This window comes from Microcoleus sp. Pol7_A1, from assembly GCF_036701085.1.
Classification (GTDB): Bacteria; Cyanobacteriota; Cyanobacteriia; order Cyanobacteriales; family Microcoleaceae; genus Microcoleus; species Microcoleus asticus.
The window spans coordinates 61,893-84,489 of record NZ_JAUBQD010000007.1; the positions used below are offsets into that span (position 1 = coordinate 61,893).

At 46.4% G+C, this 22,597-nt stretch carries 22 protein-coding genes and 1 CRISPR repeat array (1 of these 23 running past the window's edge); of the genes, 10 read left to right on the forward strand and 12 right to left on the reverse strand.

All coding sequences use genetic code 11. From position 1 onward, the window contains the following. Window positions 1-1,767: direct repeats of the CRISPR family, unit length 37 nt; unit sequence GCCGCAATTAACCTAACTCCCTATCAGGGATTGAAAC; it begins 3,924 nt to the left of the window's first position. Window positions 1,768-1,896: 129 nt separating this feature from the next. The 3 genes from QUA20_RS06705 to QUA20_RS06715 all read right to left on the reverse strand — a co-directional run bounded on the left by QUA20_RS06705 (window position 1,897) and on the right by QUA20_RS06715 (window position 5,205). After that, a complete protein-coding gene (locus QUA20_RS06705) occupies window positions 1,897-2,298 on the reverse strand; it encodes a hypothetical protein (protein WP_333186786.1) in 402 nt (133 codons plus the stop codon). Between the two features lie 65 nt (window positions 2,299-2,363). Then, on the reverse strand, window positions 2,364-3,953 hold the full coding sequence (locus QUA20_RS06710; protein ID WP_333186789.1) for a serine hydrolase: 1,590 nt from the start codon (window positions 3,951-3,953) through the stop codon (window positions 2,364-2,366). Window positions 3,954-4,251: 298 nt separating this feature from the next. Beyond that, the gene (locus QUA20_RS06715; RefSeq protein ID WP_333186792.1) at window positions 4,252-5,205 is read right to left on the reverse strand and encodes an RNA methyltransferase; all 954 of its coding nucleotides are present in this window, start codon (window positions 5,203-5,205) and stop codon (window positions 4,252-4,254) included. Between the two features lie 125 nt (window positions 5,206-5,330). Here QUA20_RS06715 and QUA20_RS06720 point away from each other — a divergent pair, with 125 nt between their 5' ends. The 5 genes from QUA20_RS06720 to QUA20_RS06740 all read left to right on the forward strand — a co-directional run bounded on the left by QUA20_RS06720 (window position 5,331) and on the right by QUA20_RS06740 (window position 8,209). Beyond that, on the forward strand, window positions 5,331-5,447 hold the full coding sequence (locus QUA20_RS06720) for a DUF2256 domain-containing protein (protein WP_445300673.1): 117 nt from the start codon (window positions 5,331-5,333) through the stop codon (window positions 5,445-5,447). Between the two features lie 64 nt (window positions 5,448-5,511). Further along, window positions 5,512-6,447 (forward strand): isoaspartyl peptidase/L-asparaginase, encoded by a 936-nt coding sequence (locus QUA20_RS06725; protein WP_333186794.1) that lies wholly within the window; start codon window positions 5,512-5,514, stop codon window positions 6,445-6,447. A gap of 90 nt (window positions 6,448-6,537) precedes the next feature. Then, window positions 6,538-6,723 carry an IS1 family transposase gene (locus QUA20_RS06730; RefSeq protein WP_333186796.1) on the forward strand — a complete coding sequence of 62 codons (186 nt, stop codon included), beginning with the start codon at window positions 6,538-6,540 and terminating at the stop codon, window positions 6,721-6,723. A 73-nt stretch (window positions 6,724-6,796) separates the two neighbouring features. Further along, window positions 6,797-7,069 (forward strand): hypothetical protein, encoded by a 273-nt coding sequence (locus tag QUA20_RS06735; RefSeq protein WP_333186799.1) that lies wholly within the window; start codon window positions 6,797-6,799, stop codon window positions 7,067-7,069. A gap of 387 nt (window positions 7,070-7,456) precedes the next feature. Beyond that, the gene (locus QUA20_RS06740) at window positions 7,457-8,209 is read left to right on the forward strand and encodes a hypothetical protein (RefSeq protein ID WP_333186802.1); all 753 of its coding nucleotides are present in this window, start codon (window positions 7,457-7,459) and stop codon (window positions 8,207-8,209) included. A gap of 175 nt (window positions 8,210-8,384) precedes the next feature. On the opposite strand, the gene glmU is transcribed toward QUA20_RS06740, so the two are convergent. After that, entirely contained in the window at window positions 8,385-9,770 is a 1,386-nt protein-coding gene (glmU, locus tag QUA20_RS06745; RefSeq protein WP_333186970.1) for a bifunctional UDP-N-acetylglucosamine diphosphorylase/glucosamine-1-phosphate N-acetyltransferase GlmU, read from the reverse strand. 492 nt (window positions 9,771-10,262) lie between these two features. On the opposite strand from glmU, the gene QUA20_RS06750 reads away from it, so the two are divergent. Both QUA20_RS06750 and QUA20_RS06755 read left to right on the forward strand, forming a co-directional pair. Next, complete coding sequence (locus QUA20_RS06750; RefSeq protein ID WP_333186805.1) at window positions 10,263-11,264, forward strand: hypothetical protein; 1,002 nt, start codon at window positions 10,263-10,265, stop codon at window positions 11,262-11,264. A 26-nt stretch (window positions 11,265-11,290) separates the two neighbouring features. After that, window positions 11,291-12,124, forward strand: a complete 834-nt coding sequence (locus QUA20_RS06755) for a sulfurtransferase (RefSeq protein ID WP_333186807.1) — start codon at window positions 11,291-11,293, stop codon at window positions 12,122-12,124. An 83-nt stretch (window positions 12,125-12,207) separates the two neighbouring features. Here QUA20_RS06755 and QUA20_RS06760 read toward each other — a convergent pair whose 3' ends face one another. The 8 genes from QUA20_RS06760 to rfaE2 all read right to left on the reverse strand — a co-directional run bounded on the left by QUA20_RS06760 (window position 12,208) and on the right by rfaE2 (window position 19,881). Next, on the reverse strand, window positions 12,208-13,680 hold the full coding sequence (locus tag QUA20_RS06760; RefSeq protein ID WP_333186810.1) for an MBOAT family protein: 1,473 nt from the start codon (window positions 13,678-13,680) through the stop codon (window positions 12,208-12,210). A gap of 742 nt (window positions 13,681-14,422) precedes the next feature. Continuing rightward, window positions 14,423-14,581: a hypothetical protein gene (locus tag QUA20_RS06765; protein ID WP_333186812.1), complete on the reverse strand. Its 159-nt coding sequence runs from the start codon at window positions 14,579-14,581 to the stop codon at window positions 14,423-14,425. Further along, a complete protein-coding gene (locus tag QUA20_RS06770; RefSeq protein WP_333186814.1) occupies window positions 14,575-16,113 on the reverse strand; it encodes an ATP-binding protein in 1,539 nt (512 codons plus the stop codon). Before QUA20_RS06770 ends, QUA20_RS06765 begins: the two co-directional genes overlap by 7 nt. After that, entirely contained in the window at window positions 16,110-17,129 is a 1,020-nt protein-coding gene (locus QUA20_RS06775) for an ATP-binding SpoIIE family protein phosphatase (RefSeq protein WP_333186816.1), read from the reverse strand. Before QUA20_RS06775 ends, QUA20_RS06770 begins: the two co-directional genes overlap by 4 nt. Window positions 17,130-17,406: 277 nt before the next feature. Then, the gene (locus QUA20_RS06780; RefSeq protein ID WP_172185305.1) at window positions 17,407-17,805 is read right to left on the reverse strand and encodes an anti-sigma regulatory factor; all 399 of its coding nucleotides are present in this window, start codon (window positions 17,803-17,805) and stop codon (window positions 17,407-17,409) included. A 171-nt stretch (window positions 17,806-17,976) separates the two neighbouring features. Further along, window positions 17,977-18,345 carry an STAS domain-containing protein gene (locus QUA20_RS06785; protein ID WP_333186819.1) on the reverse strand — a complete coding sequence of 123 codons (369 nt, stop codon included), beginning with the start codon at window positions 18,343-18,345 and terminating at the stop codon, window positions 17,977-17,979. 55 nt (window positions 18,346-18,400) lie between these two features. Continuing rightward, complete coding sequence (locus QUA20_RS06790; RefSeq protein ID WP_333186822.1) at window positions 18,401-19,270, reverse strand: STAS domain-containing protein; 870 nt, start codon at window positions 19,268-19,270, stop codon at window positions 18,401-18,403. Window positions 19,271-19,386: 116 nt separating this feature from the next. Further along, on the reverse strand, window positions 19,387-19,881 hold the full coding sequence (gene rfaE2, locus QUA20_RS06795) for a D-glycero-beta-D-manno-heptose 1-phosphate adenylyltransferase (RefSeq protein ID WP_172185341.1): 495 nt from the start codon (window positions 19,879-19,881) through the stop codon (window positions 19,387-19,389). A gap of 478 nt (window positions 19,882-20,359) precedes the next feature. Here rfaE2 and QUA20_RS06800 point away from each other — a divergent pair, with 478 nt between their 5' ends. From QUA20_RS06800 to QUA20_RS06810, 3 genes are all read left to right on the forward strand, one after another. Beyond that, on the forward strand, window positions 20,360-20,545 hold the full coding sequence (locus QUA20_RS06800) for a hypothetical protein (protein WP_333186824.1): 186 nt from the start codon (window positions 20,360-20,362) through the stop codon (window positions 20,543-20,545). A 128-nt stretch (window positions 20,546-20,673) separates the two neighbouring features. Beyond that, window positions 20,674-21,504 (forward strand): hormogonium polysaccharide biosynthesis protein HpsJ, encoded by an 831-nt coding sequence (gene hpsJ-B / locus QUA20_RS06805; RefSeq protein WP_333186826.1) that lies wholly within the window; start codon window positions 20,674-20,676, stop codon window positions 21,502-21,504. Between the two features lie 86 nt (window positions 21,505-21,590). Then, window positions 21,591-22,508, forward strand: coding sequence for a glycosyltransferase family 2 protein (locus tag QUA20_RS06810; protein ID WP_333186829.1), 918 nt, complete (start codon window positions 21,591-21,593; stop codon window positions 22,506-22,508). Window positions 22,509-22,597: the final 89 nt, after the last annotated feature.

A 22,597-nucleotide genomic window follows, 5' to 3' on the forward strand; every position in this document is an offset into this window, starting at 1 on the left:
TATCAGGGATTGAAACGAAAAATTTAGCGCGCATCTTTTACCTCCTGATTGGCACGCCGCAATTAACCTAACTCCCTATCAGGGATTGAAACTTTCTATAAAACCAGTTCAGCCTCTTTTCCCTACTAGCCGCAATTAACCTAACTCCCTATCAGGGATTGAAACCCATGACCGACCGCAGGTGCAGTAAAAGTACGATCGGAGCCGCAATTAACCTAACTCCCTATCAGGGATTGAAACCGATCAAGTTGCGATGAAGGAGCAGTTCAAGCGCACTACCGCCGCAATTAACCTAACTCCCTATCAGGGATTGAAACTACCAGCATCTAACGATACCATTTGGTAAAACTTCTGCCGCAATTAACCTAACTCCCTATCAGGGATTGAAACAAGAGTTACAGGTATCGATACCGCAAGTAATTGGCCGCAATTAACCTAACTCCCTATCAGGGATTGAAACCCTAAATATTCCCAGTATCCAAAAGTCAGCGTGCTCAGCCGCAATTAACCTAACTCCCTATCAGGGATTGAAACAGTGAAATAGGAAGTGCAGGAGATGAACCTGCCTGGGGCCGCAATTAACCTAACTCCCTATCAGGGATTGAAACTACAGATAATGAGCGCCGAAAGCAAAGTCAGGAATCGCCTCAAGCCGCAATTAACCTAACTCCCTATCAGGGATTGAAACCCAGGAATTGCCGACATATCAACTCAAAAAGCAGGCATTCAATACGGCCGCAATTAACCTAACTCCCTATCAGGGATTGAAACTGCATTACGATTACGATCGAGAAGAAATACAACTGCTGCCGCAATTAACCTAACTCCCTATCAGGGATTGAAACGCCGGATTTGGGTATATCGAAAAGTCTTCAACGGCGTCAAGCCGCAATTAACCTAACTCCCTATCAGGGATTGAAACCAAATGAAATAAAACGACCGCCAGCATCGAGCGACAAAGGCCGCAATTAACCTAACTCCCTATCAGGGATTGAAACACTTTGTGGCCGGCTTGCTTGCGCTGCTGAATTTCTTGCCGCAATTAACCTAACTCCCTATCAGGGATTGAAACAAGAGCGGATACCACGTAAGAAGCGGCGATTCAGAGAGCCGCAATTAACCTAACTCCCTATCAGGGATTGAAACTTGTATCGCTTAATTCGGATATTGCTATAAATATCCAGAACTCAAGCCGCAATTAACCTAACTCCCTATCAGGGATTGAAACTTATTTTTCTGGACAAATGGTGAAATAATATGAGCCGCAATTAACCTAACTCCCTATCAGGGATTGAAACCTGATTTTATTCTTTACTACCCAAAGCTCAGCAATCCACAGCCGCAATTAACCTAACTCCCTATCAGGGATTGAAACTTACCTTTGAGGATTTGGGACTGAGTGTTGTTATCGGCCGCAATTAACCTAACTCCCTATCAGGGATTGAAACATGCCCAATATTGCTATCTTGGATTCAATTAATTCTACTAATTTTGCCGCAATTAACCTAACTCCCTATCAGGGATTGAAACATTCCAAAAAATTTATTTCCTGTAATAGCATCATAACGCCGCAATTAACCTAACTCCCTATCAGGGATTGAAACAAGACACCATTTACTCACTCGCGCGCGCTCTAGCGCCATTTTAATACCTGTGCCGCAATTAACCTAACTCCCTATCAGGGATTGAAACCGAAAATAGAAAAAATAGGGCTAATTCTGCGAGACTTAGCCGGAATTAACTTAAATCCCTATCAGGGATTGAAACATAGCGGGGGTCATCGATCAACTCTATGCAGCGGAACAATCGCTGTTAGATCCCCGACTTCTTAAAAAAGTCAGGGTTCTGGGTGTTCTGTTTTTTGATGGCAATCTACTTAGCTGTTTGCATAACTTTTCAAAATTGAGCTTTCTCGCGAATGCGCCCATTATAATCAATTCTTACCTTTCCATCTTGAGAAACCGTAACAACCGTTTCTACAGTATAGACAGACGTACCGGGTTTGTACCCTTGAAAAGTAAAAGTCCAACTTCCATCGCCATTGTCAACAAACGGCGATTCCTCAGAAGTACCGTGCATAGAAGCTTCAGCTCGATAGTTGCCTAAACCCCCATTGGCAGCTTCTGCTGCTTGACGGGCTAAGTTTTTTGCCCGATTGAGTTCGATATTATTGTTAATCACTGTCACGCCGTCGGTCTCAGATTCAGAAACAGGATTAGCATTACTCAAAGTGGGGGAGACTCCAACGGCTAAAGTTGAGAGCACTACCAGACAAGCAAGGCGGATGTTTAGTTTCATAATACAAACTGATTTATAGTTTGATAAAGTCTACAACACTTGCCCGAAAAAACCCGGTTGAATTTTCAATTTTTAATTTTCACTTGTGAATCGGCTGGCGTTTCCTCACCGTTCAAATAGCGGTAACTCATCCGAGAAATATCCCGAATCAATGTTTGAGCTGGCTTCTCCGTTTCCGGTGAATGCTTCACCATCACCGCCACTAAATAACGCTTACCGTTCGGCAAATCCACCATCCCCGCATCCGCAAGCATTGTTTCAATGTTGCCGGTTTTGTGAGCAATAATTGAACCTTCCCCTAAACCTTTCGGCAGCAAAGAAGCGTTTTGAGTTTGGCGCATGATTTGCAAAATACGATCGCGCGATTTCACCGATACCAAATTCCCCCGATCTATCTGGGCTATGATATTAATCAAATCCTGCGGACTGGTAGTATTAGTTCCCTCCAAATCAGGCAAATTATTGCGGAGAACCGTCGCCCTCAAACCCCAACTTGCAAAATGCTGATTCAAAACATCAGCACCTCCCAACAACTCAATCATCATATTTGTTGCCGTATTGTCGCTGACAACAATCATCTTTTGGGCAACTTCCAAAGCCGAATACTTCTTGCCTGGAGTGTCGTCTTGCATCTCCCCAGAACCGCCCACAATGTTTTCGGGCTTCAGCGTCAGCACCTGATCTAACTTCACTTTTCCCTCATCTACTGCTTGGAAAAAAGCTACTAAAATTGGTACTTTAATCGTGCTAGCTGAAGCAAAAGCAGTATCGCCGTTAAAATTTAGGTAGCTTCCAGTATCTAAATCGACTAGAAATACTCCGGCTGTCAAACTAGGATTTTCTGTTGCTAAAACCTGAACTTGCGTTTTCAAAGCGCCTAATTCTTGATTCAGTTGCAGCACTTCTCCGGTCACCGGTGCAGCAGATGCGCTGTCGCTTGCATCTGGGTTTTTTTGCCCTGTGGTGGTTTGTTCTTCTGCTGCTACAGACGATCGGCTCACAGCATTCACCACAGACAGCAGCGTCCCGCAAATCACCGCAATCCCAACTCCCAAAATCAGCAAGCGAGTAGCGTACACCAACGGCGGCACGCTCTGAGGTGCAGAGCGTTTCCCCGGTCTCTGGCTCGCTTGCGGACGCGGTTTCGACACAGGGGCTTTTTTGGCATTTGGGGGCATTACCGTGTCGGGAATGCGCACTGGGGGCGAACTGGGGCGACTTCCACGGGTTGCAGGAGGATCGGCAGTTGGGATCTGGCTGTTGGGATTGCTGGCGATCGAACTGATAGTTTCCCGATTGGGCTCGGGAAAATCGAACATATCCACAGCAGCGAGACCTTTTTTGCCTGCTTGACGAGTCTTCGACGGGGGAATTTTGCTGGTTCTGGGTTTTCTCGGGTTAATGGCAGATCTGGGATCGGATAAAAAGTCTTGTGCAGTCAATTCTTCCGAAGGTGCCGGAGAATTGGCTCTAATTCTGCTGCCGCGGCTTGGTTGCGGTGGCAAAGTCGAAGGTTCTGGCGAGGGTTCTCGAATTTCTGAATTGCCGTTTTGCGGTTGCGGAGGGCGGCGGCGGCCCGAGTTGCCAGACTGACTTGCTTTGCCGGACTTAGGCTGCTTTGAGCCGGAGTTGGGAGAGGATATCGAGGATATCACCGATAATATCGATCCTTTGGGAAACCGCTCTGCCACGTCTTACTCCTTCATCACTACTGTAAAGTTCAAGTTTAAGATTTTTCAGCTTGCCAGCCAATCAATTTTAGATTTTAGATTTTAGATTTTAGATTTACCCCAGACGCTGCCTGGTATCAGCAACCGGGTTTATTGCTCGCAAATTATCCCAAAGCTTAGGCTTTTAGTCAAGAAACCCTGTTATGAAGGTGACAAATGGGTGCAGGAAAGTTCTCTGTGAAAAAAATCCTCAATCTCACATCCCCAATTATCAGCATTTCTCCTAGCTATCCGTTAGATTTTCTGGCAACGCCCCATCCAGAGTATCAGAAACTGTCTCTCGCCGGTAAGTTTTGATTGCCCATTCTGTTTGGCGGAGGACGCCCCGCAGCATGGCGACTTCATCAACTGTCGGATAAGCCCTGTTGTACAAACGCCGAAATTTTTCCATCCGGCTTGCTGCTGTGTGCCGCTGCAAATATCCTATTTTGAGTAACAGCGTTTCTAGTTGCTGGTAATATCCCTCTAAATTTTCCAAGGGAGCACTGGTGAGGGGAGGAGAGGGATTTTCTGTCTGGCTGGTGGCAAGTTGTTCTGGGTAACAAGTTGATAAATTATCTGTGGCATCGGGTATTGAAGAGGCAGAGCCTCTGGATATGCGTTCCCAGGCTGAGCCTGGGAACGAGGCATCTTCTTCTTCCTTCCCTCTTCCTTCTTCCCTCTTCCTTCTTCCTTCTTCCTTCCCTCTTCCTTCTTCCCCATACAGTTCGTAGCAGCAGATAGCGACTGCTTGGGCGAGATTTAGGGAAGTGTAGGCGTCACTGGAGGGAATGCGGATCAGGCGCTGAGCGCGGTTTAGTTCGGCATTGGTCAAGCCGCAGTCTTCTCTGCCGAAAATTAGGGCGCTGGGGGCTTCTAGGAGCCAAGGCAAGGCGTCTGCGGGCTGTTCTAGCTGTGTTGGCAACGATCGACTATCGTCTCCTGTAGTCGCGATCGCTCTGACACACCCAACCAAAGCAGCCGGCAAACTATCAACTACTTTGGCAGTTTCCAATATATCGGCGGCGCGAACTGCCATCAGTCGGGCCTCTTCCCCTAAATAATCGCATTGGGGATTTACCAAAATTAATTGGTGCAAACCCATATTTTTCATGACGCGGGCGACAGAACCGACATTCAATGGGCCTGCGGGTTCTACTAAGACTATTCGGATTTTGGCTAATGCCGTTTCGAGCATTTTTATTTGGGGAGGTGTTAGGCAGAAATGGATTGTTTTGTTTGTTTTGATTAAAATTTAATCATTAATGTAATGTCCAAATTAGCATGGCAAAGCAGCGATCGAAATCTGATTTACCGACAAAAATGTGCCCGGTGTGCGATCGACCTTTTACTTGGCGCAAAAAATGGGCGGACTGCTGGGATGAGGTCAAATACTGTTCCGAACGTTGTCGTCGCCGCCGTTTGGCCGCTCAAGATTAAGAATTTAGGGTAATTTGCTCGATCGAGGCTAAGATTGCAAAGGAAAAATTTTAGGTTAAAAAATATGGCATCGCAACAGGTGCAACCAAAGCTAGTTATTCACGGCGGTGCCGGCAGTTCTCTACACAGTAAAGGCGGAATTGAGGCGGTGCGGAAATCGCTTTACGATGTTTTGGAGGAAGTTTATCCGCTGCTAAAAGACGGTGCAAGTGCCGTAGATGCAGTGGTGCGGGGCTGCCAATTGCTGGAAGATGACCCGCGATTTAATGCCGGTACAGGTTCTGTGGTGCAGTCGGACGGCCAAATTCGGATGAGTGCTTCGCTGATGGACGGTTTGATGCAGCGTTTCAGCGGGGCGATTAATGTTTCTCGCGTTCAACATCCGATCGAACTTGCTCAATTTTTGCAGAATTCGGACGATCGAGTTCTGTCTGATTTTGGTTCGGCGGAATTGCTGCGAGAACTTCAATTGCCGATTTACGATCCGATGACGGATTTGCGCTTGCACGAGTGGATGCAGGAACGCCAAGGCAATTTTAGCAAAGCAATGGCTGACGTGGTGGCGGAACCGGCGGGTATGGGTACGATCGGAGTTGTAGCTTTGGATGTTCACGGACGCTTGGCTGCTGGGACTTCGACTGGTGGCAAGGGTTTTGAGCGCATCGGGCGGGTTAGCGACTCGGCGATGCCTGCAGGAAATTACGCGACTGGAAATGCGGCGGTAAGCTGTACGGGGATTGGCGAGCACATTATGGACGAGTGTTTGGCCCCGCGGATTGTGATTCGGGTAACGGATGGTTTGAGTTTGAAAGCTGCTTTTGAGCGTTCTTTTGCTGAAGCTGACGATCGTCAACGGGATTTTGGCGCAATTGGAATTGATGCTAGCGGTGCGATCGCTTTCGGCAAAACTAGCGAGGTGATTTTGGGTGCTTTTCACAACGGTCTGGAAATGGGCGATACTTTGGAAATGAGCAAGGGAACGCTGATTTTTATTGCTTAAAAAGGGTCCTGGATCGGAATCACCGATCCCCGACTTTTTGGAAAAGTCGGGGATGTCGATCGGCGTTTGTTTTACTCATTCCGAAAAGCAGTGGGCAAGGAGACTGGAAAGACCAGCTATATTGAACGGTTTAACAACATATGGAGACAACGAGTGTCGCCCTTGGCGAGCAAAATATTGTCATTTTCTCGCTCGTTGGAAAACCACATTGGTGGGATTGGGGATTTTATAGATCGTGACAACGCATCGTTACGGACTGCTGCTGCTGCTGCCTAAAAACCTCTACTTTTCTCCATCCTTTACCAAATACCACTACTAAATGTACCTCTTTGATAAGACTTTTGGCAAAATGACCATTAAACGATGGGGTTTGTCGCTTAAGGATGTTACCGAATGCTCAACTCGCGAGATTCGTGCGGTAGAATTAGACGAAATAGCAGATAGCGAGGGAAATCGTAGCTACTATGTTGATTTGTTGATGTTGGAGGGCGATCGCATATGTTTAAGAAGCCATTCACTAACAGAACAATACAAAATGGCTGACTTGCTTCGCAGCTATATCTCTACCCGCGATCGTCGCACGCTTAGCAATATGTTTGCCGTGCAAGTCCGTGAACCGTAGCTATCCCGTAGGGAATCACCCAAATCAATAACTAACGGTAATTAGGTAGGCACAAATAAATTTTACAATGTAACAGAATGTAAACCTAGTTTCACCTTTGCTATTACTTTCCTTCGGCTCGCAAAAGCTAATGTTTGACTCGCAATAACATAATTAATAAATTTTTAAGATTCATCTACTTTAAATCACGGAAAGCTATCTCAAACCCAGCCGCAAGTACACTCGCGACATTTGTTGTTCCCGAGACATTTTAGTGCTAATCTATTAGCAACATAAAAGGAATCGTGGCAAAGGACGACTTCAAATAATATATAAGTTAACAATTCGGCGGCTCGGGGTCAGGAAGTCGATCTGTAGCATCATTTTGCGAATCAAAAGGTGAGATAAATGAAAATAATTAAGCAAACAGCAACTGAATTAAGAATTCAGACTCAAAGCATATTTGATTTTTGGCTCCCTAGTTGTTTATTAATGACATTGGGACTGATATCGCTGATTTTTGACTATCATGGAGCAACCCTGAGCTGCCAGCGATTGCAGGCCAAACAAGGAAATTGCCAGATTGTGCGATCGAATTTACTGGGGTCGAACATCAAAGAAATTCAGCTTACTTCTTTGCGGGGAGCAAAAGTTCAAAGATGCGGCTATAAAAGCAGAGTTGTACTTTTGACTTCTGTTGGCAATGTTCCTTTCACTGCTAACTCCACTAACTGGGGGAACCAAGACGCTGTTGCTTCTGACATCAATTTTTTTGTTAAAAATGCAAAGCATCGATTGCTGCGCTTAAGCCAAGACGATCGCTGGTTGGGATGGACAGGAGGCATATTTTTGCTCGCAGCACTCGCAGCGATCGTGTTGAGAAAGAATGAAACCTACAGCTTCGATGGAACTTTAAACACCTTGACTGTTAAACAGCGGGGTTTGTTGGCACGTAAAGTAATTCAATACTCTCTGTGCGAGATTTATGCCGTGGAAGTCGATCGAACAAAAGATCGGGATCATGACATTTGGTACGAAGTCAGACTGTTAGCTTGTGGAGGCTCTCGCATCTCCCTACCCCGCACGATGAACCCATACCAGCAAGCAAAAATCGCTAAAGCGATTAACAACTATCTGCACCAGCAAAATAACCAAAAATAGCCGCTCGCGAGAAACTGGATTTCTCAAGGTTGCGGACTTACACATAAACCGGGTTTTTTACCAGAATCTCTGGTATAGCGCCATCGCTCCTGTTATAAAAACCCGGTTTCTTTGGTATCGGCAGCGCAAGTTCCGATGCGGGAGGAAACTTATCGTAGAAAAAGCGAACAATTGTTCACTTTTTTGGTTCTTTCAACTTCCAACCTGGTTTAACAACTTGCCGAGAACGGGCAATTACTAAACAGTCATTCGGTACATCTTCCGTCACCACAGAACCCGCCGCTACAGTAACATCTTGCCCCAAAGTTATCGGTGCAACAAGCACGCTGTTGGAACCTATTTTAGTTTGATTGCCTATTTGAGTTTTGTGCTTGTTTTTTCCATCGTAATTTGCCGTAATTGTCCCAGCACCGATGTTGACTTTTTCTCCCAAAGTCGCGTCGCCTAAATAAGACAAGTGAGCGACATTACTTCGATCGCCGATTTGAGTATTTTTCAATTCTACAAAATTGCCGACGCGGCAGTTCGCCCCTATTTCCGCGTGTCCCCGCAAGTGTGCGTAAGGGCCAATTCGCGAATTTTCGGCCACAATACTGTCAGAAACCACCGAATAAAGCACAGTCACATTTTCCCCAATTTGACTGTTTTCAATCAAACTGCCGGGGCCGATGCGACTCCCAGAAGCAATGGAAGTTTTTCCCCGCAAGTGAGTTTGCGGTTCAATTACCACATCCGGCTGCAACTCTACAGTATCGTCGATCGTAATGCTGTTGGGATCGAGCAGCGTCACTCCCGCCGTCATCCACTTGTCCTTTACCCGCGTTTGCAAAATATCGCAAGCTGTGGCTAAATGTTTGCGATCGTTAATTCCCAATATTTCTTGATAATCTTCGACATCCACCGCCATCACCGGACTGAGGAAATTTACCGTATCAGTTAGGTAATATTCTTTTTGGTCATTGTCTGCCTTCAATTCTGGCAAAATTTTCTCTAGATCCGGCCAGTGAAAGCAGTAAACACCTGCATTAATTCGGTGGTTTTGCTTTTGAGCTTGTGTGCAGTCGCGGTCTTCGACAATTTGCTCGACTAAATTTTGACTGTCGGTAAATACTCGCCCGTACCCTTGAGGATTCGGCAAATTAGCTGTCAATAAAGTAGCAGAGTTTTGGTGCTGTTTGTGAACAGCAATCAATTGTTTGATAGTTTCTGCCCTCAGCAAAGGTACATCCCCATTTAAGACCAGCAAGTCTCCTTGAAATCCCTCTAAGTGAGGCAGCAATTGTTGGATGGCGTGACCGGTTCCCAATTGTTCGGTTTGTTCGACAAATTCTAAGGGAGGAAATTGAGGATTCTCCGGTATTTCTTTACCACCTATCAAAGCTTCTTTCACGAGTTCGGCTCGATAACCGACGATGACAATTCGCCGGGAAATTTGAATTTCTTGACAACTTTGGAGGACTCGCTCAACTAGCGTTAGACCGCCCAATTCGTGTAGAACTTTGGGCAAGTCAGATTTCATGCGCGTGCCGCGTCCAGCAGCTAAAATTGCTATTGCTACCATTGTGCGATCGACTTTTTTGCTATAAAAACTTGAATATTGACTAACTGATGATATCACTCGCTGTCCGTCGATGGCACTGCGATCGCACAATTTTTTAATCTCAAATCTCGAATCCGCGCGATCGAGGCTTTTTCTAGCCGGATGTCGGTTTTAGGGGCGATGCTTGCGGCTCGACTTAACGCCGTTGCGGTATCTGGAGTTGCGCGGCCGGTATCAATTACCAGGTTAAAGCAGCGGTATTTGGCGGCCGGGCGGGAGGACTGAAGCCCTGACTACAAACCTGAGTTCGTTTCCTAGTAAAGAATGCAAGTCTTTTCCGAAGGGATGGGAGGGGGAGCGAAAGTGATAATTTCCATCTTTGGGCTGGGATTTGCCGCGATACATTATACTATTTGTTGAATTTCAGTTAGGGTGTTTTCAACTTTAAAAAAACTATTTCTGACTTTTTAATTCCTTCTGCCTTCTACCTTCTGCATTATCAGGTGTCCAGCTATGACAGAGCTTAATTTTCAGGAACTTGCCAAGCAGGGAAATCTCGCCACTGCGATCGCATCTTGGCTCAACAGCCAGTTGCAATCTGAAGGCATAACAGCCTCCGCGAATCTCGACGGCGACTGTTTGGATGTAATTCTTGAGGCCGAGCAGGTACCGATAGAAGATACGTTAGTTGATTTTGTCCGCACCGAGCTGACGAATTTGCAGCCGGATTCGATTCGCAAAGTGAAGGTTGAGGGCCGAGAAAGCGGTCAGATAGCTGCTGCTTGGAGTCAAGAGTTTAGTTTGGAAAACAGCAACTTTGAAGGAAACAGCTTTGGGGAAGAATCGGCGCCAAATACTGGGGTTGCTAATATAGAGGATCGCATAGAGATGGAAAGCAATATTGAGGAAGAGAAACCGCCGGAACTTGCTGCATTTGAGAACCGGCTGCGATCGACTTTCATTGTAGTTGGGCTGGTGACGGGTATGTTGGCGATCGCCGTGGTGGCGTTTGTCGGTAAAATTTTGAACCAGCCTGCTGCAACTGCGGGGAATAATCTCGATGAAACAGCAGATTTAGCAACTGCACCAGATACTTTTCGAGAAGCCGTTAACAGCGCACTCCAAGCAGCAGAATTGGGGCGATCGGCAAAAACCAAAGAAGATTGGACGACTGTTACCGATCGCTGGCAAGAAGCGGTTTCATTAATGAGAAGAGTACCGGTATCTAGCCCCAACCATCAACTAGCTCAAGCAAAAGTGATCGAGTATCAGAAATATCTGCTTTACGCTCAAGAAGCAGCAGTAAATCCCCCTCCGCCAACTCCAACTCCGGCACCAACCGAAAAAGTACCTTCGGATAAAGCAACTCCTAAAAAATCCAATTCGCCAAAAGAAACTTCGGATAAAGCAACTCCTAAAAAATCCAATTCAGAAAAAAGAGCTTCGGAGAAAGCAACTTCTAAGAAAACTCCTCCCGACCAAGCAGAACCAGAGAAAAAAGCTCCTTCCCGATAGATGTTAAAACAGAGATTTAAAGAATTATGACTGACAACACTTTAATCGTTTCTCCTGAATGGTTAGCCACCAATACCGACAATCCGCAAGTTGTAATTATTGACTGTCGGTTTGCCCTCGCCGACCCAGAATTGGGACAAAAACAATATCAAGAAAGTCACATTCCCGGAGCTTTCTATTTAGATTTAAACCGCGACCTCGCGAGTTCAGTTGGCAAACACGGCGGCAGACATCCGCTGCCCAATATTGAAGAATTAGCTGATAAATTGAGCGCGATCGGCATTAATTCAGCAGAAACTTTAGTCGTCGCTTATGACGATTCGCGGCTGGCTTTTGCTGCTCGTTTGTGGTGGCTGCTGCGATATATGGGACACAGCAAAGTCGCTTTGTTAGACGGCGGTTTCAGCGCCTGGAAAGCGGCGGGCTATCCGGTAACAAATATTTTGCCAGAACCCCGCGAGGGTAACTTTGTTGCCCACTTGCAGCAGGATTTGGCGGTAGATATTGAGGCGGTAAAAGAGCGTAAAGACTTGCCGGGAAAGGTTTTGGTTGATTCGCGAGAAAGCGAGAGATATGAAGGTTTGCGGGAGCCGATCGACCCCATTGCAGGTCACATTCCGGGTGCGGTTAACTATCCTTGGCAAGGGGTGACGGATGAAAATGGAAAAGTGCGATCGACCTCCGAACAAAAACATCGGTGGGCGGAATTAGAAAAAGCGGAAGAAATCATCGTTTATTGCGGTTCTGGGGTGACAGCTTGCGTTAATTTACTGTCTTTAGAAATCGCCGGAATTCCAGATGCTAAACTTTATGTCGGTAGCTGGAGCGACTGGTGTTCTTATACCAATTCTGAAAATTAGCACCTGTAGGGACACGGCATTGCCGTGTCCCTACTTTTAATAATTGGTATAAGATTGATGATTATAGGAAATCAAAGAATACCCTAAAAATCAAAATAAATATAAGGCAAACCGCCTTCGGGAGCCAACACCCAAACTGCATACAAACAAAGCGGTACTAACACCAATTTCATCGGCCAATTTAACTCCAATTTCAAACCCCGACTCAACGCATAATTCCCCAGCATCGCCGCAGCCAAAGCCGCCAACATCCAAGTTAAATGCACTCTTTCCAAACCCAAAGCTTCCACATAAACTTTATCTGCAAACTGCACGTCAGCATTGTGTCCCCACAAATGCGAAATCGCCCATCCAGAATCCTTTAAATCGGGAAGGCGGAAAAATATCCAACTACCAAAAACCATGGTCTGAGTCAACAGCCAACCGATCGCAATCCCGATCGGATTTTCCCACAAAAACTCAATCCGCAACCGCTTAAACAGCACATCAGTCAGCCGGTGAACCGCCAAAGCCAAACCGTGCAAACCTCCCCACACCATAAATCCCCAAGCCGCCCCGTGCCAAATTCCCGCAATTAACATGACGAGGGACAAATTCAGACAAGTGCGCCACAAACCGACTCGCGAACCCCCCAAAGGAAAATACAAATAATTGCGCAACCAATCGCCTAAAGTCATGTGCCATCGCCGCCAAAAATCGGCTATGCTGGCACTAAAATAAGGGAAATCAAAATTGGGTGGCAAATACCAACCCAGCAGCAAAGCTGTACCGCGCGCCATGTCAACATAGCCGCTAAAATCGAGATAAAGTTGCAGCCCGTAAGCAAAAATCGCCAGCCACAAATCCTCGCTACCCGCCCGCTGCAAATTGGTAAAACTTAAATCGACATAAATTCCCAAGTTATCTGCGAAAAGACCTTTTTTTACTGCACCGAAGGCGATCGTCCAAAGTGCCTCAGAAAGGCGATCGGGCGTCGGAAATTTCTGGGTTTTCAGTTGATTGATCAAGTTGTGATACCGAGTAATCGGGCCGGAAATCAGTTTCGCAAAAAACAACTTGTAAGCAGCAAAGTGCAGCAGCGAAGTAGCAGCAGGTGCGCCTCGGTACACGTCAATCAAATAAGCAATGCACTCAAAACAAAAGAAACTCAATCCCAGGGGTGCGATGACGTGACTTTTCACCCAGTCAGCACCGTCTAGAGCAAAAGGCCAATTTAACAAAGTGCCGATCGAACTCAATAAAAAAGGCACATACTTAAAGCCCAGAAGCAGCAAAACATTCAGGCAAATTCCTATCCACAGCAGCCACAAACGGCGGCGGTTCCAAGATTCATTAGCAATGCGCCAATCCAGAGGTTCTCCAATCGCCATCGCCAAGCAGTAATTAAACAGAATGCCGGCTAACAGCAGAGGAATATACCAAATTTGCAGCGAAGCGTAAAAAATCAGACTACCAATCAGCATGATGAACAGCCGCCCCCACCGTACCGGAACCAACCAGTAAGCCGCAAATAAAACTAGCAGAAACAGGGCATATTGAAGGGAGATGAAAGTCATAGCATTTTAGATTTTAGATTTTAGATTTTAGATTTTAGAGTTGGGAATCGCTTACTATGTATGGGTTTGGATTTTGCTTACAGTTGCATTATTTTTTTAAACAGGTGTCATTTTTCACTAATAAATAAGCTCGGATATTCGATCTAGATATGGCCCCGTACCCAATGCGTGTCAACAATCGGGCTAAAACCCTCTGTATCTCTCATTTTTACCCCAGCCTGGATACCCCTCGCCTCCGCCTTAAAAATGGGGATTTTGAAAGTCCTTCCAGTTCCACCCTTAAGAAGGGGATCTCGGTACTCGCTCAACTAGCGATATTTATCCGGGATTTTAGCGGCAGACACGAAAAAAGGCACTGCCTAAGTCCCTACTATATTGTCGGCAACTGAGAACTGATATATTTTACAGCACGAACGTTAAATGCTGTTGCAATTTAAATAAATATTGCCTGCTGTCAAACACTACCAATTTTTAAAAGTCTTGCTACAATGCTGTATCTTATACTAATTATTAATTTTCCCAGATACCCGTAAGGACTTAGGCTTAGCCTAAGTCCTTACAGTGGCTCGCATACATCATAAAATCTATATATATGCAGCAGTAATTTTCAGAATTATTATAAATTAACTCCTGCCTTCATGCGAGCGGATTTAATTGGAGCGATCGCCTGCGGGCGGGAGGTATTCGTTTTAGAAAGCACCGCAACTGTGTCGGCAGACAAATTATCCTATTCCCAAATTTCTCAATGTTTTGAAGTCATCACGATAGCAGGTATTTGACAAGTAGCCCGATCGCATTTCAACTCTTCCAAAACCTCAAATCCAGTCACATCCGGTATCATAATGTCGATAAAAATTGCGATCGGTTCCTCAAAAAGCAACCGATCGCAATTTTTCAGCACCGTTGGCGGCCTCGATCGCTGTACAATGAATTTGTGGCCGCAAGTTTTTCAGCAAATACCGAAATACTATCTTCATCCTCCACAATCAAAACTTTTGCTGCTGAATCCGGCGCTGGCGATCGAGAATCTGCAATCGCCAGCGGTATTTCATCTCCCTTACCAGCCGACATTTCCCAAGAGTTTTCTTCATCTCCAGCATAGACGATCGGCAGTTTGACCAAAAAAGTCGAACCCACTCCCGGCGAACTGGTGATTTCAATACTTCCTCCCAGAAATTCTGCCAGTTTTTTGCACAGAGACAATCCCAATCCGGTGCCTTTGACGCGCTTCTGCAAAGGATTTTCGAGTTGGACAAATTCTTCAAAAATCCGCGTTCGATCGGCTGGGGAAATGCCGATCCCTGTATCTGTTACGGAAAAAATAATTGTTCCCCCGTCTCCTATTTCTGCAGCAACTTGAACTTCGCCTGCTTCGGTAAATTTGAGGGCGTTAGAAATCAGATTGCGCAAAATCTGAGAAACTTTTCCCTCGTCTGTGGTGAGGGTTGGAAGTTCGAGAGGATCTTCAAAAATCAGAGCAACATCCGAGTTTTGGGGCAGCAGAGGGCGCATCATGCCCCGCAGGGCGCTGAACAAATCTTCGACTTCAAAATCAGCCACGCGAACAGTTAGTTTTCCGGCTTCCACTTTGGCTAAATCTAACGAGTCGTTGACAAGTTCTGCGAGAGACTGGGCGGATTTGTAAATGTAATTTACTTGCTTGTCCTGTTCGGCTGAAAGTTCTCCGTCGAGGCGATGTAACAATATTTCGGAAAGGCTCATAATTGCCGTTAGCGGAGTGCGAAACTCGTGGCTCATATCGGAGAGAAAGCTGGTTTTGAGTTCGCTGGCGCGCCGGAGAGATTCGGCTTTGTCGTTCAATTCGGCGTAAAGTGCGAGGACTCCGCGATTGGTATCTTCTAGTTGTTGATTTAATTGTACGAGTTCTTCTTGACGCTGGCGGAGTTCGTCTAAAGTTCGCAGTAATTCTTGATTTTGCTGCTGAATTTCGGCATAGGGATCTTCTGGGATTTGGCGCGCTAGTTTGTCAACTAATTGATTTAGTTCGATCGCACTCAGCGCAGGCATCTGTTTGGAAAACAGCTTAATTAATTGTACACACGTTCCGCGATCGGGCCCAGAGTCGATTTTCACTTCGTCCATCAACCGTTTCGCTGCTGCTAAACCGAGTCCCGCGCCGGTTTGCGATCGAAAATTGGGGCCCAACACAGTCGCTAAATCCGCAATTCCCGGCCCGGTGTCAGAAATCCGAGTCCGAAAAATTTGGGGCGATTCCCCTTCCACAATGAATTCTACTTTGCCGCCGCCTGCATATTTGAAAGCATTGCGGGCAATTTCGGAAACTGCTGTGGCGATGCGGGTTTGTACTTGGGAATCGAATCCCAGCCCTTTAGCAATTTGGCGAGCTCTTTGGCGTACTTGTACGATGTCTTGTTCAAAGCGGACTTCCGTCGTCAGGATTGGGTAACTCACGCTGCTTCTCTCACCTTGGCTACTATAACTGTCATGTCATCGCGAGTGCGTTTGAAGTCCCGGTAGAGCACGGCTGCGATTAAAGCAGGATGTTTGGAGGCTAAACCCGGATAGCGGTTTAAATTCCACTGCGCTGCCAAACCGTCGGAGTGCATGATGAGTAGGGACTGCTGCGACCAAGGATAGACAAATTCTGCTACTTTTCGCATCATATGTCCAACTGTGCCGTTGTAGGAAACCATGCTTCGGGTTTGGTTGTCTGTGACCACTACACCGCTGATGTTGCCAATTCCGGCAAAACAAATTGTTTGTTGGGTACGATCGATTTGGGCGATCGCCGCAGCCGCTCCTCTGGTATTTTTTAAAGCAGCGTGCGCCTTCTCTAAAATTGCTTTCGGCCCCAGTTTAGCGTTTTCCTCAAATACCCGCACTGCTTCCTGAGACGCTTCCTGGGCCAAATCCCCGTAGCCGAGCCCGTCTGCAACTAAAATCAGGTTTTTGTCAAGGTGATTTTCCGCAGCCCAGGAATCCCCGCAAATTTCCTCTCCTGTTTTGGGCAAGTGGACGACCCCAAATTCCAAGTAATTGCTGTTTTCGGAGGCTTCCCGGCTATTTTGGGCCGGTTCCAGCCGCATTAATAAGGCTGTCCCCAGTTTCGGTACAGAATGAATATCAAAAAAAGTAGAGAGGCGTTTAATAGCCCCCAGTCCGGTTCCCGGGGTTCCCGCTGTAGAAAAACCGTCCCGCAGACACAGCGCGACATTTGCCATTCCCTGCCCCCGGTCTAGCGCTATTATTTCAATGCTACATCCTGCCGCTGTTTTTAATGTTCGCAGCAAAAGTTCTCCTTCGCGGCCGTGTTTGACCAGGTTTTTTGCTGCTTCGGTAATAACAATTGCCACTTTACCGCGATCGGTCTCGTTAAATTCTAGTTCGGCCGCGAGGGCGACTGCGATTCGCCGCGCTTCTCCAACTTGACTTTCTTCTGTTACGGGCAGGGCTATCGCATCTCTCATTATTTTGTAGTTCTCATCTTAAGCTGGCGCGCATTGAAAAACGAAAAATTTAGCAGTCGTTAGTGACCTCACAAACCCGGTTTCTTCCTAGGTTTCTCCTCACCAAACGCAAAAATCGCAGAACAGAAACCTGATTTCTAGCCCTCCCTGCGTCAGTATTCAGCAGTCATTAGCGACCTTACGAACCCAGTTTCTTCCTAGATTTTTCCTCACCAAACGCAAAACTTGTAGAAACCGGGCTTCTAGCCCAATCTCCCCCTCTCTCCCCCAATCTTCCTCACCGCCAGCGGACGATCACAATTTTAGTCCCCTTACCCACTTTGGAAACAATCTCAAATTCGTGCATCAACCGCTTAGAACCACTGAGCCCCAAACCCAAACCCTGATTAGAAGTATAACCGTCAGTCATTGCCAATTCTAGGTCTGGAATTCCCGGGCCCTTGTCTTCAAATGTCAGCCGCAGCCCTTTGCGGGTACCTAATTGGAGCGTTTCGAGAGTTACAGTTCCCCCTTTACCGTAGTCTACAGTATTGCGGGCGAGTTCGCTGGCTGCGGTAACGATTTTTGTTTGGTCTACTAAACCGAATCCCATCGCTATCGCCCAAGCTCGCACTTGCTGTCGGACGTGGACTATATCGGATGACGATCGGATTTCTAGTGTCTCACGTTTTGACATGGCGGCTACTGTACCAAAATAGAACTTCTCCACAAAACATAGGACTTACGCTCATCAACTTAGTTTCTCCTTAGAAATCTTAAGTTTGTCAACCATGTATCTACAAACAAACCAGATTTCATTACTGCATATGCCTAAGTCATGGGACAATTTATCGACTGCTTGCGCTTTCTAGTCAGGAGACAAAGCCAAGGATTTTCTCAACAAAATCATGCCCTTTTCAACGCTTAAAGCTGTGCGAACTCCTGTCAGGGAAAGACCCAATTCAACGAGGGTAATCGCAACGGCTGGCTGCATCCCGACCACAACTGTTTCAGCATCTAAAATTCGCGACATACTAGCGATATTGTTGATGATGCGACCGATAAAAGAATCTACTATTTCTAGGGAAGAGATTTCTATTAAAACACCTTTAACTCCTGTTTTGACGATGCGGTTTGTCAGGTCGTCTTGCAAAGTCATTGCTAAGCGGTCGTGCATATCTACTTGAATTGTTACTAGCAGAAATTCTCCCATTTGTAAAATCGGTATTCGTTCCATAATTTACCTATATTTGAGCTTTGAATTAAAAATTTATGCCCCTAGACAATATTTTTTATCTTTCCTCTTGAATATTTTTTATAGTTAAACCTTGGCGCTGCAAAGCGACTTTAAAGGCATCTGCTAAAGTCGCTTTTGTCAGAATATCCTGCAAGTCAACTCCCAAATGAACTATGGTTTGAGCTATTTGCGGGCGAATGCCGCTGATGATGCACTCAGTACCCATTAAACGGGCGGCGGCGACAGTTTTTAATAAATGTTGAGCAACTAAAGTGTCAACAGTAGGCACGCCTGTAATGTCTAAAATCGCAAATTCTGAGCCGGTTTCCATGATTTCCTGCAACAGGGTTTCCATGACTATTTGAGTGCGGGCGCTGTCGAGAGTTCCGATCATGGGTAATGCGAGAATTCCTTGCCAAAGTTTGACTACGGGTGTTGACAATTCGAGCATTTCTTGCTGCTGGCGTTCGATGACTTCTTCGCGAGCTTTGAGAAAGATTTCTGTCACCCACAGGCCGAGCTGGTCTAATAAACTGGTGGAAAGCCAAAGTTGTTCGACAAGTGCGTCGCGGTTTTGTGTGAGTTCGCGACAAAGCCGATCGAACAATGGCTTTTTGAAGCATAAAATGAAACTTGCTATCTCTGAGGGAGTAAAGCCTCTCTGAACGCGCGACCGCGAAACTTCTGCTAGCAGCAGCCGCATATTTTCCCATTCGGGTGTCTGGATGTCGCTCAAGTTACCGTGCCCCACTGCAATGTGGAGCAATTGCAGGAACTCTTGACACTCGGAGCGCAATTCTTTGGCTCTCATCAAGTCGTCCCGCCGCAGGCCGGTATTTTGCAGTTCTTTGAGCCAGTCTGCTAGTAGCTCTGATTTGTGTCTTTCTAGGATTTCCGCGATCGTGTTATTGCTTGTGAGTTCCATTAAAATTATCTCCTGCTTAGCAATTGGGATGAAGTTGTACGAACGATCGCACTTTAGTATTTCTTGATGGGGCAATTTCTGAGTTTAGCTCATTGTTTGCTGTTTGCGATCGATGGTTAAGTACCTAATTGCAAAATGCGTTTCACGATCGCACTGGTAGAACTCGGAACTTCTATTTTGATTAAGGAAATCTTACCGCCTCCAGCGATAACAGCCGGTGCTTCCGGCAGAGTTTCGAGTTGATAGTCGCCTCCTTTAACGTATATATCAGGCTTCAGGATATTTATCAGTTTAGTTGCTGTAATCTCGGAAAAAATTACTACGGCATCTACTGGTTTGAGGGCGGCCAAAACTTCGGCTCGCTGATTTTCCGGTACGATCGGGCGAGGTGGCAATCCCTGCTCCTGCGGTTTGATAGCTTGCACGCTGGCGTCGCTATTCAAGCCCACCACGAGCGATCGCCCCAAATTTTTTGCCGCCTGCAAATAGCGGACGTGGCCAGCGTGTAGGATATCGAAGCACCCGTTAGTAAACACCATCGGACGCCAGTTGTCCGGATCGGATGCGATCGATCTTTCAAGTTCTCTCAACCTGTAAACACCAGAAATCATTGCATTCATTACCAGCAAAGTTGAACAGCCCTCAATTATCATACCAAAAAATGTGCTATTTTCACTTTTCATATTGAACAATTAATCACTAAAGCTGCCAAAAAATAGTAGTTGGCGATTAGTAATTTGCAATTAGTAATTAGTGACTTTTAAGCAAGAAGGAAAAAGGAAAAAGTGCCTTCGGCTTCGCGAGTGGCTAAACAGAAGGAAAAAGGAAAAAACACGTACTCGTGTATCTGTGACAGCCGTATCGTGCTGCTGGTAATTGTAGGTTAAAAAGGTTGGGAAACAATTATTTATTCCACCCCTCTCTTATATCAATTAGTATAAGACAGGGGATTTAGTTCCACTGCCTCTCGCAGGCGATCGGGTAGTGGGAGCCCTAGGGGGTGAAACCCTACGAAACGCGCTCCTGCTGTGTCTATTATTTCTGACACCGCCGCGCGAGCGAAAGCTAGTTAAAAGCTGGAACCCAAGCGTGCAGAGCTCATCTTTACGCTGCATTCGTCAGACTATAAAAGAAGCCAGCAGTTGCTTGCAGCAGTTTCTGGGCGCTATCTTGACCAAGCTTTACAGCCACCTCAGAAGCGTGCCGCCTCCTGTGCCCAACTCTGCATACCTGTGCAGAAACTCGACCCTTTGCGGTCGCAACCGCAGCCTGTAAAAACCCAGAGGAAAGTCGAGGTGGGTACCCGAAGCACCTATTTTGGTGGAAAATAGCTTAACTCGTTCAACACAATCCACTCAACTACCCCCTTGAATCTAACGGTGTAGAATTATCTCACAGGAATTATGAAAGCAAGTAATAGCCGTCAATTTTCTTCAGTAGCTGCTCGAACTCTAAAAGTAGTCGGGATTATCTTGATTCTCTCTGCTTTGCTTGACTGCATTGTTCTGTCGCTGCCGGGAGAAACTTCGGACCTTCTCAATCGAGCCTGGCAGTTGGCCGCAGCAACTCAGATAGTTGACAGGGGCATTATTCCTTTGATGGGTATCGCCCTGCTGATGACTGGCTTTTGGGTTGACAGCAGCAGCGGAGTCTCTATTGAGCGACGCAAGGTTTGGCTGGACTTGCGATTCTGGGCGCTGTTGATTTCCAGCTTGTTAGGTATAGTTTACCTATTTGTGGTTCCCGTTCACCTCAACAATACTCGTTTGGAACTCAAAGATGCTCTGGCTCAAGTCGATAGAGAAGCGGGACAAGCGGAAGGTCAACTTGAGGCGCAAATTAAAAGCGATCAGTTTAAAGCTCAGGTAGAACAGCTCAAAAGCCAGCGGCGCACCCAGATAGCCGCGCTGCTGCAAGACGACGGGAAGCTGCAACAAGCCCTCCAAAGCTCAGATGTTCCCCAGGAATTGAAAGCTGTGCTTCGGAATTCCAAAAATGACCCGAAAGCCCTCGACAACTTCCTGGAACAGCAAGCTCAAGAACTGCCCGCTCAAGCTCGCAACGAGATTCGCACCCGCAAGCAACAAAAAGAGAAAGAATTAAGAACTCGATCGAGAAATTCGAGTTTGCAGACGGGAATCAGCAGTTTGTTGTTAGCGATCGGCTACATTACTGTTGGTTGGACGGGATTGAGAAGTATGGGAATTCTGCGGTTCGGCCGCCGCAAAATTTGACCGGCGCTGGCAGGGATCGCGCTGGTCGAGACATCCCTGAGAAATAGTTTGTTTACCCAATAGTTTGCCATTACTGAAAGCTGGGAATGTTCTCAATTTATATTCTGACTTACAACGAAGAGATTGATATCGCCGCTTGCATTGAATCGGCGCTGCTTTGTGACGATATCATTGTAGTTGATTCTTTCAGCACCGATCGCACCCTTGAAATTGTTCAGAACTATGCCGTGCAAACAGTGCAGCACCGCTTTGAAACTCACGGACGCCAGCGGACTTGGATGCTCCAAGAAGTCCCGTGCAAATACGAATGGGTTTACATCCTCGAAGCTGACGAGCGGATGACGCCTGCACTGTTTGCTGAATGCTTAAAGGCGATCGAAAGTCAAGAATATATCGGCTATTACGTAGCTGAAAAAGTAATATTTATGGAGCGCTGGATTCGCCGCAGCACTCAATATCCCCGCTATCAAATGCGCCTGTTTCGCAAAGACCGAGTGTGGTTTACTGACTACGGTCATACTGAACGGGAAGTCTGCAACGGGCCTACTCACTTTTTGAAGGAAACCTACCCTCACTATACTTGCAGCAAAGGTCTTTCTCGCTGGATTGAAAAGCACAACCGCTACTCGACTGACGAGGCGGCTGAAACTCTCCGCCAATTAGAAGCCGGTCAAGTAAATTGGTGGGATTTATTGTTTGGCGCGTCGGAGGTGGAAAGGCGCCGCGCTTTGAAAGATTTTTCTTTGCGCTTGCCTTTGCGGCCTGTGGTGCGCTTTTTCTATATGTATATTTTACTCGGCGGATTTCTTGACGGCCAAGCGGGATTGGCTTGGTGCACGCTGCAAGCTTTTTATGAATATCTAATTTTGCTGAAAGTTTGGGAAATGAAGCATCTACCACTGCCAAAGTTAGAGGTAGTGGCAGAACAATCTATTTCGGAAGTAGTAACCGTTGATTCGCCTAAAGTTCCTTATAATCTTGGCGCTTCCGATACTCGAAATTAAAAATTGGTAATGGATAATTGGGAATTGGTATTACATCCGTTAAATCCGAAGCAAGCTAATCCGTTGCCGAACTTCTTTGTTTCACCACA

Coding starts and splice junctions, on each gene's coding strand:
- QUA20_RS06705 (WP_333186786.1), bottom strand. CDS start 2,298: ATGAAACTAAACATCCGCCTTGCTTGTCTGGTAGTGCTCTCAACTTTA.
- QUA20_RS06715 (WP_333186792.1), bottom strand. CDS start 5,205: ATGCTCGAAACGGCATTAGCCAAAATCCGAATAGTCTTAGTAGAACCC.
- QUA20_RS06720 (WP_445300673.1), top strand. CDS start 5,331: ATGTGCCCGGTGTGCGATCGACCTTTTACTTGGCGCAAAAAATGGGCG.
- QUA20_RS06725 (WP_333186794.1), top strand. CDS start 5,512: ATGGCATCGCAACAGGTGCAACCAAAGCTAGTTATTCACGGCGGTGCC.
- QUA20_RS06735 (WP_333186799.1), top strand. CDS start 6,797: ATGACCATTAAACGATGGGGTTTGTCGCTTAAGGATGTTACCGAATGC.
- QUA20_RS06740 (WP_333186802.1), top strand. CDS start 7,457: ATGAAAATAATTAAGCAAACAGCAACTGAATTAAGAATTCAGACTCAA.
- glmU (WP_333186970.1), bottom strand. CDS start 9,770: ATGGTAGCAATAGCAATTTTAGCTGCTGGACGCGGCACGCGCATGAAA.
- QUA20_RS06750 (WP_333186805.1), top strand. CDS start 10,263: ATGACAGAGCTTAATTTTCAGGAACTTGCCAAGCAGGGAAATCTCGCC.
- QUA20_RS06755 (WP_333186807.1), top strand. CDS start 11,291: ATGACTGACAACACTTTAATCGTTTCTCCTGAATGGTTAGCCACCAAT.
- QUA20_RS06760 (WP_333186810.1), bottom strand. CDS start 13,680: ATGACTTTCATCTCCCTTCAATATGCCCTGTTTCTGCTAGTTTTATTT.
- QUA20_RS06775 (WP_333186816.1), bottom strand. CDS start 17,129: ATGAGAGATGCGATAGCCCTGCCCGTAACAGAAGAAAGTCAAGTTGGA.
- QUA20_RS06780 (WP_172185305.1), bottom strand. CDS start 17,805: ATGTCAAAACGTGAGACACTAGAAATCCGATCGTCATCCGATATAGTC.
- QUA20_RS06785 (WP_333186819.1), bottom strand. CDS start 18,345: ATGGAACGAATACCGATTTTACAAATGGGAGAATTTCTGCTAGTAACA.
- QUA20_RS06790 (WP_333186822.1), bottom strand. CDS start 19,270: ATGGAACTCACAAGCAATAACACGATCGCGGAAATCCTAGAAAGACAC.
- rfaE2 (WP_172185341.1), bottom strand. CDS start 19,881: ATGATTTCTGGTGTTTACAGGTTGAGAGAACTTGAAAGATCGATCGCA.
- hpsJ-B (WP_333186826.1), top strand. CDS start 20,674: ATGAAAGCAAGTAATAGCCGTCAATTTTCTTCAGTAGCTGCTCGAACT.
- QUA20_RS06810 (WP_333186829.1), top strand. CDS start 21,591: ATGTTCTCAATTTATATTCTGACTTACAACGAAGAGATTGATATCGCC.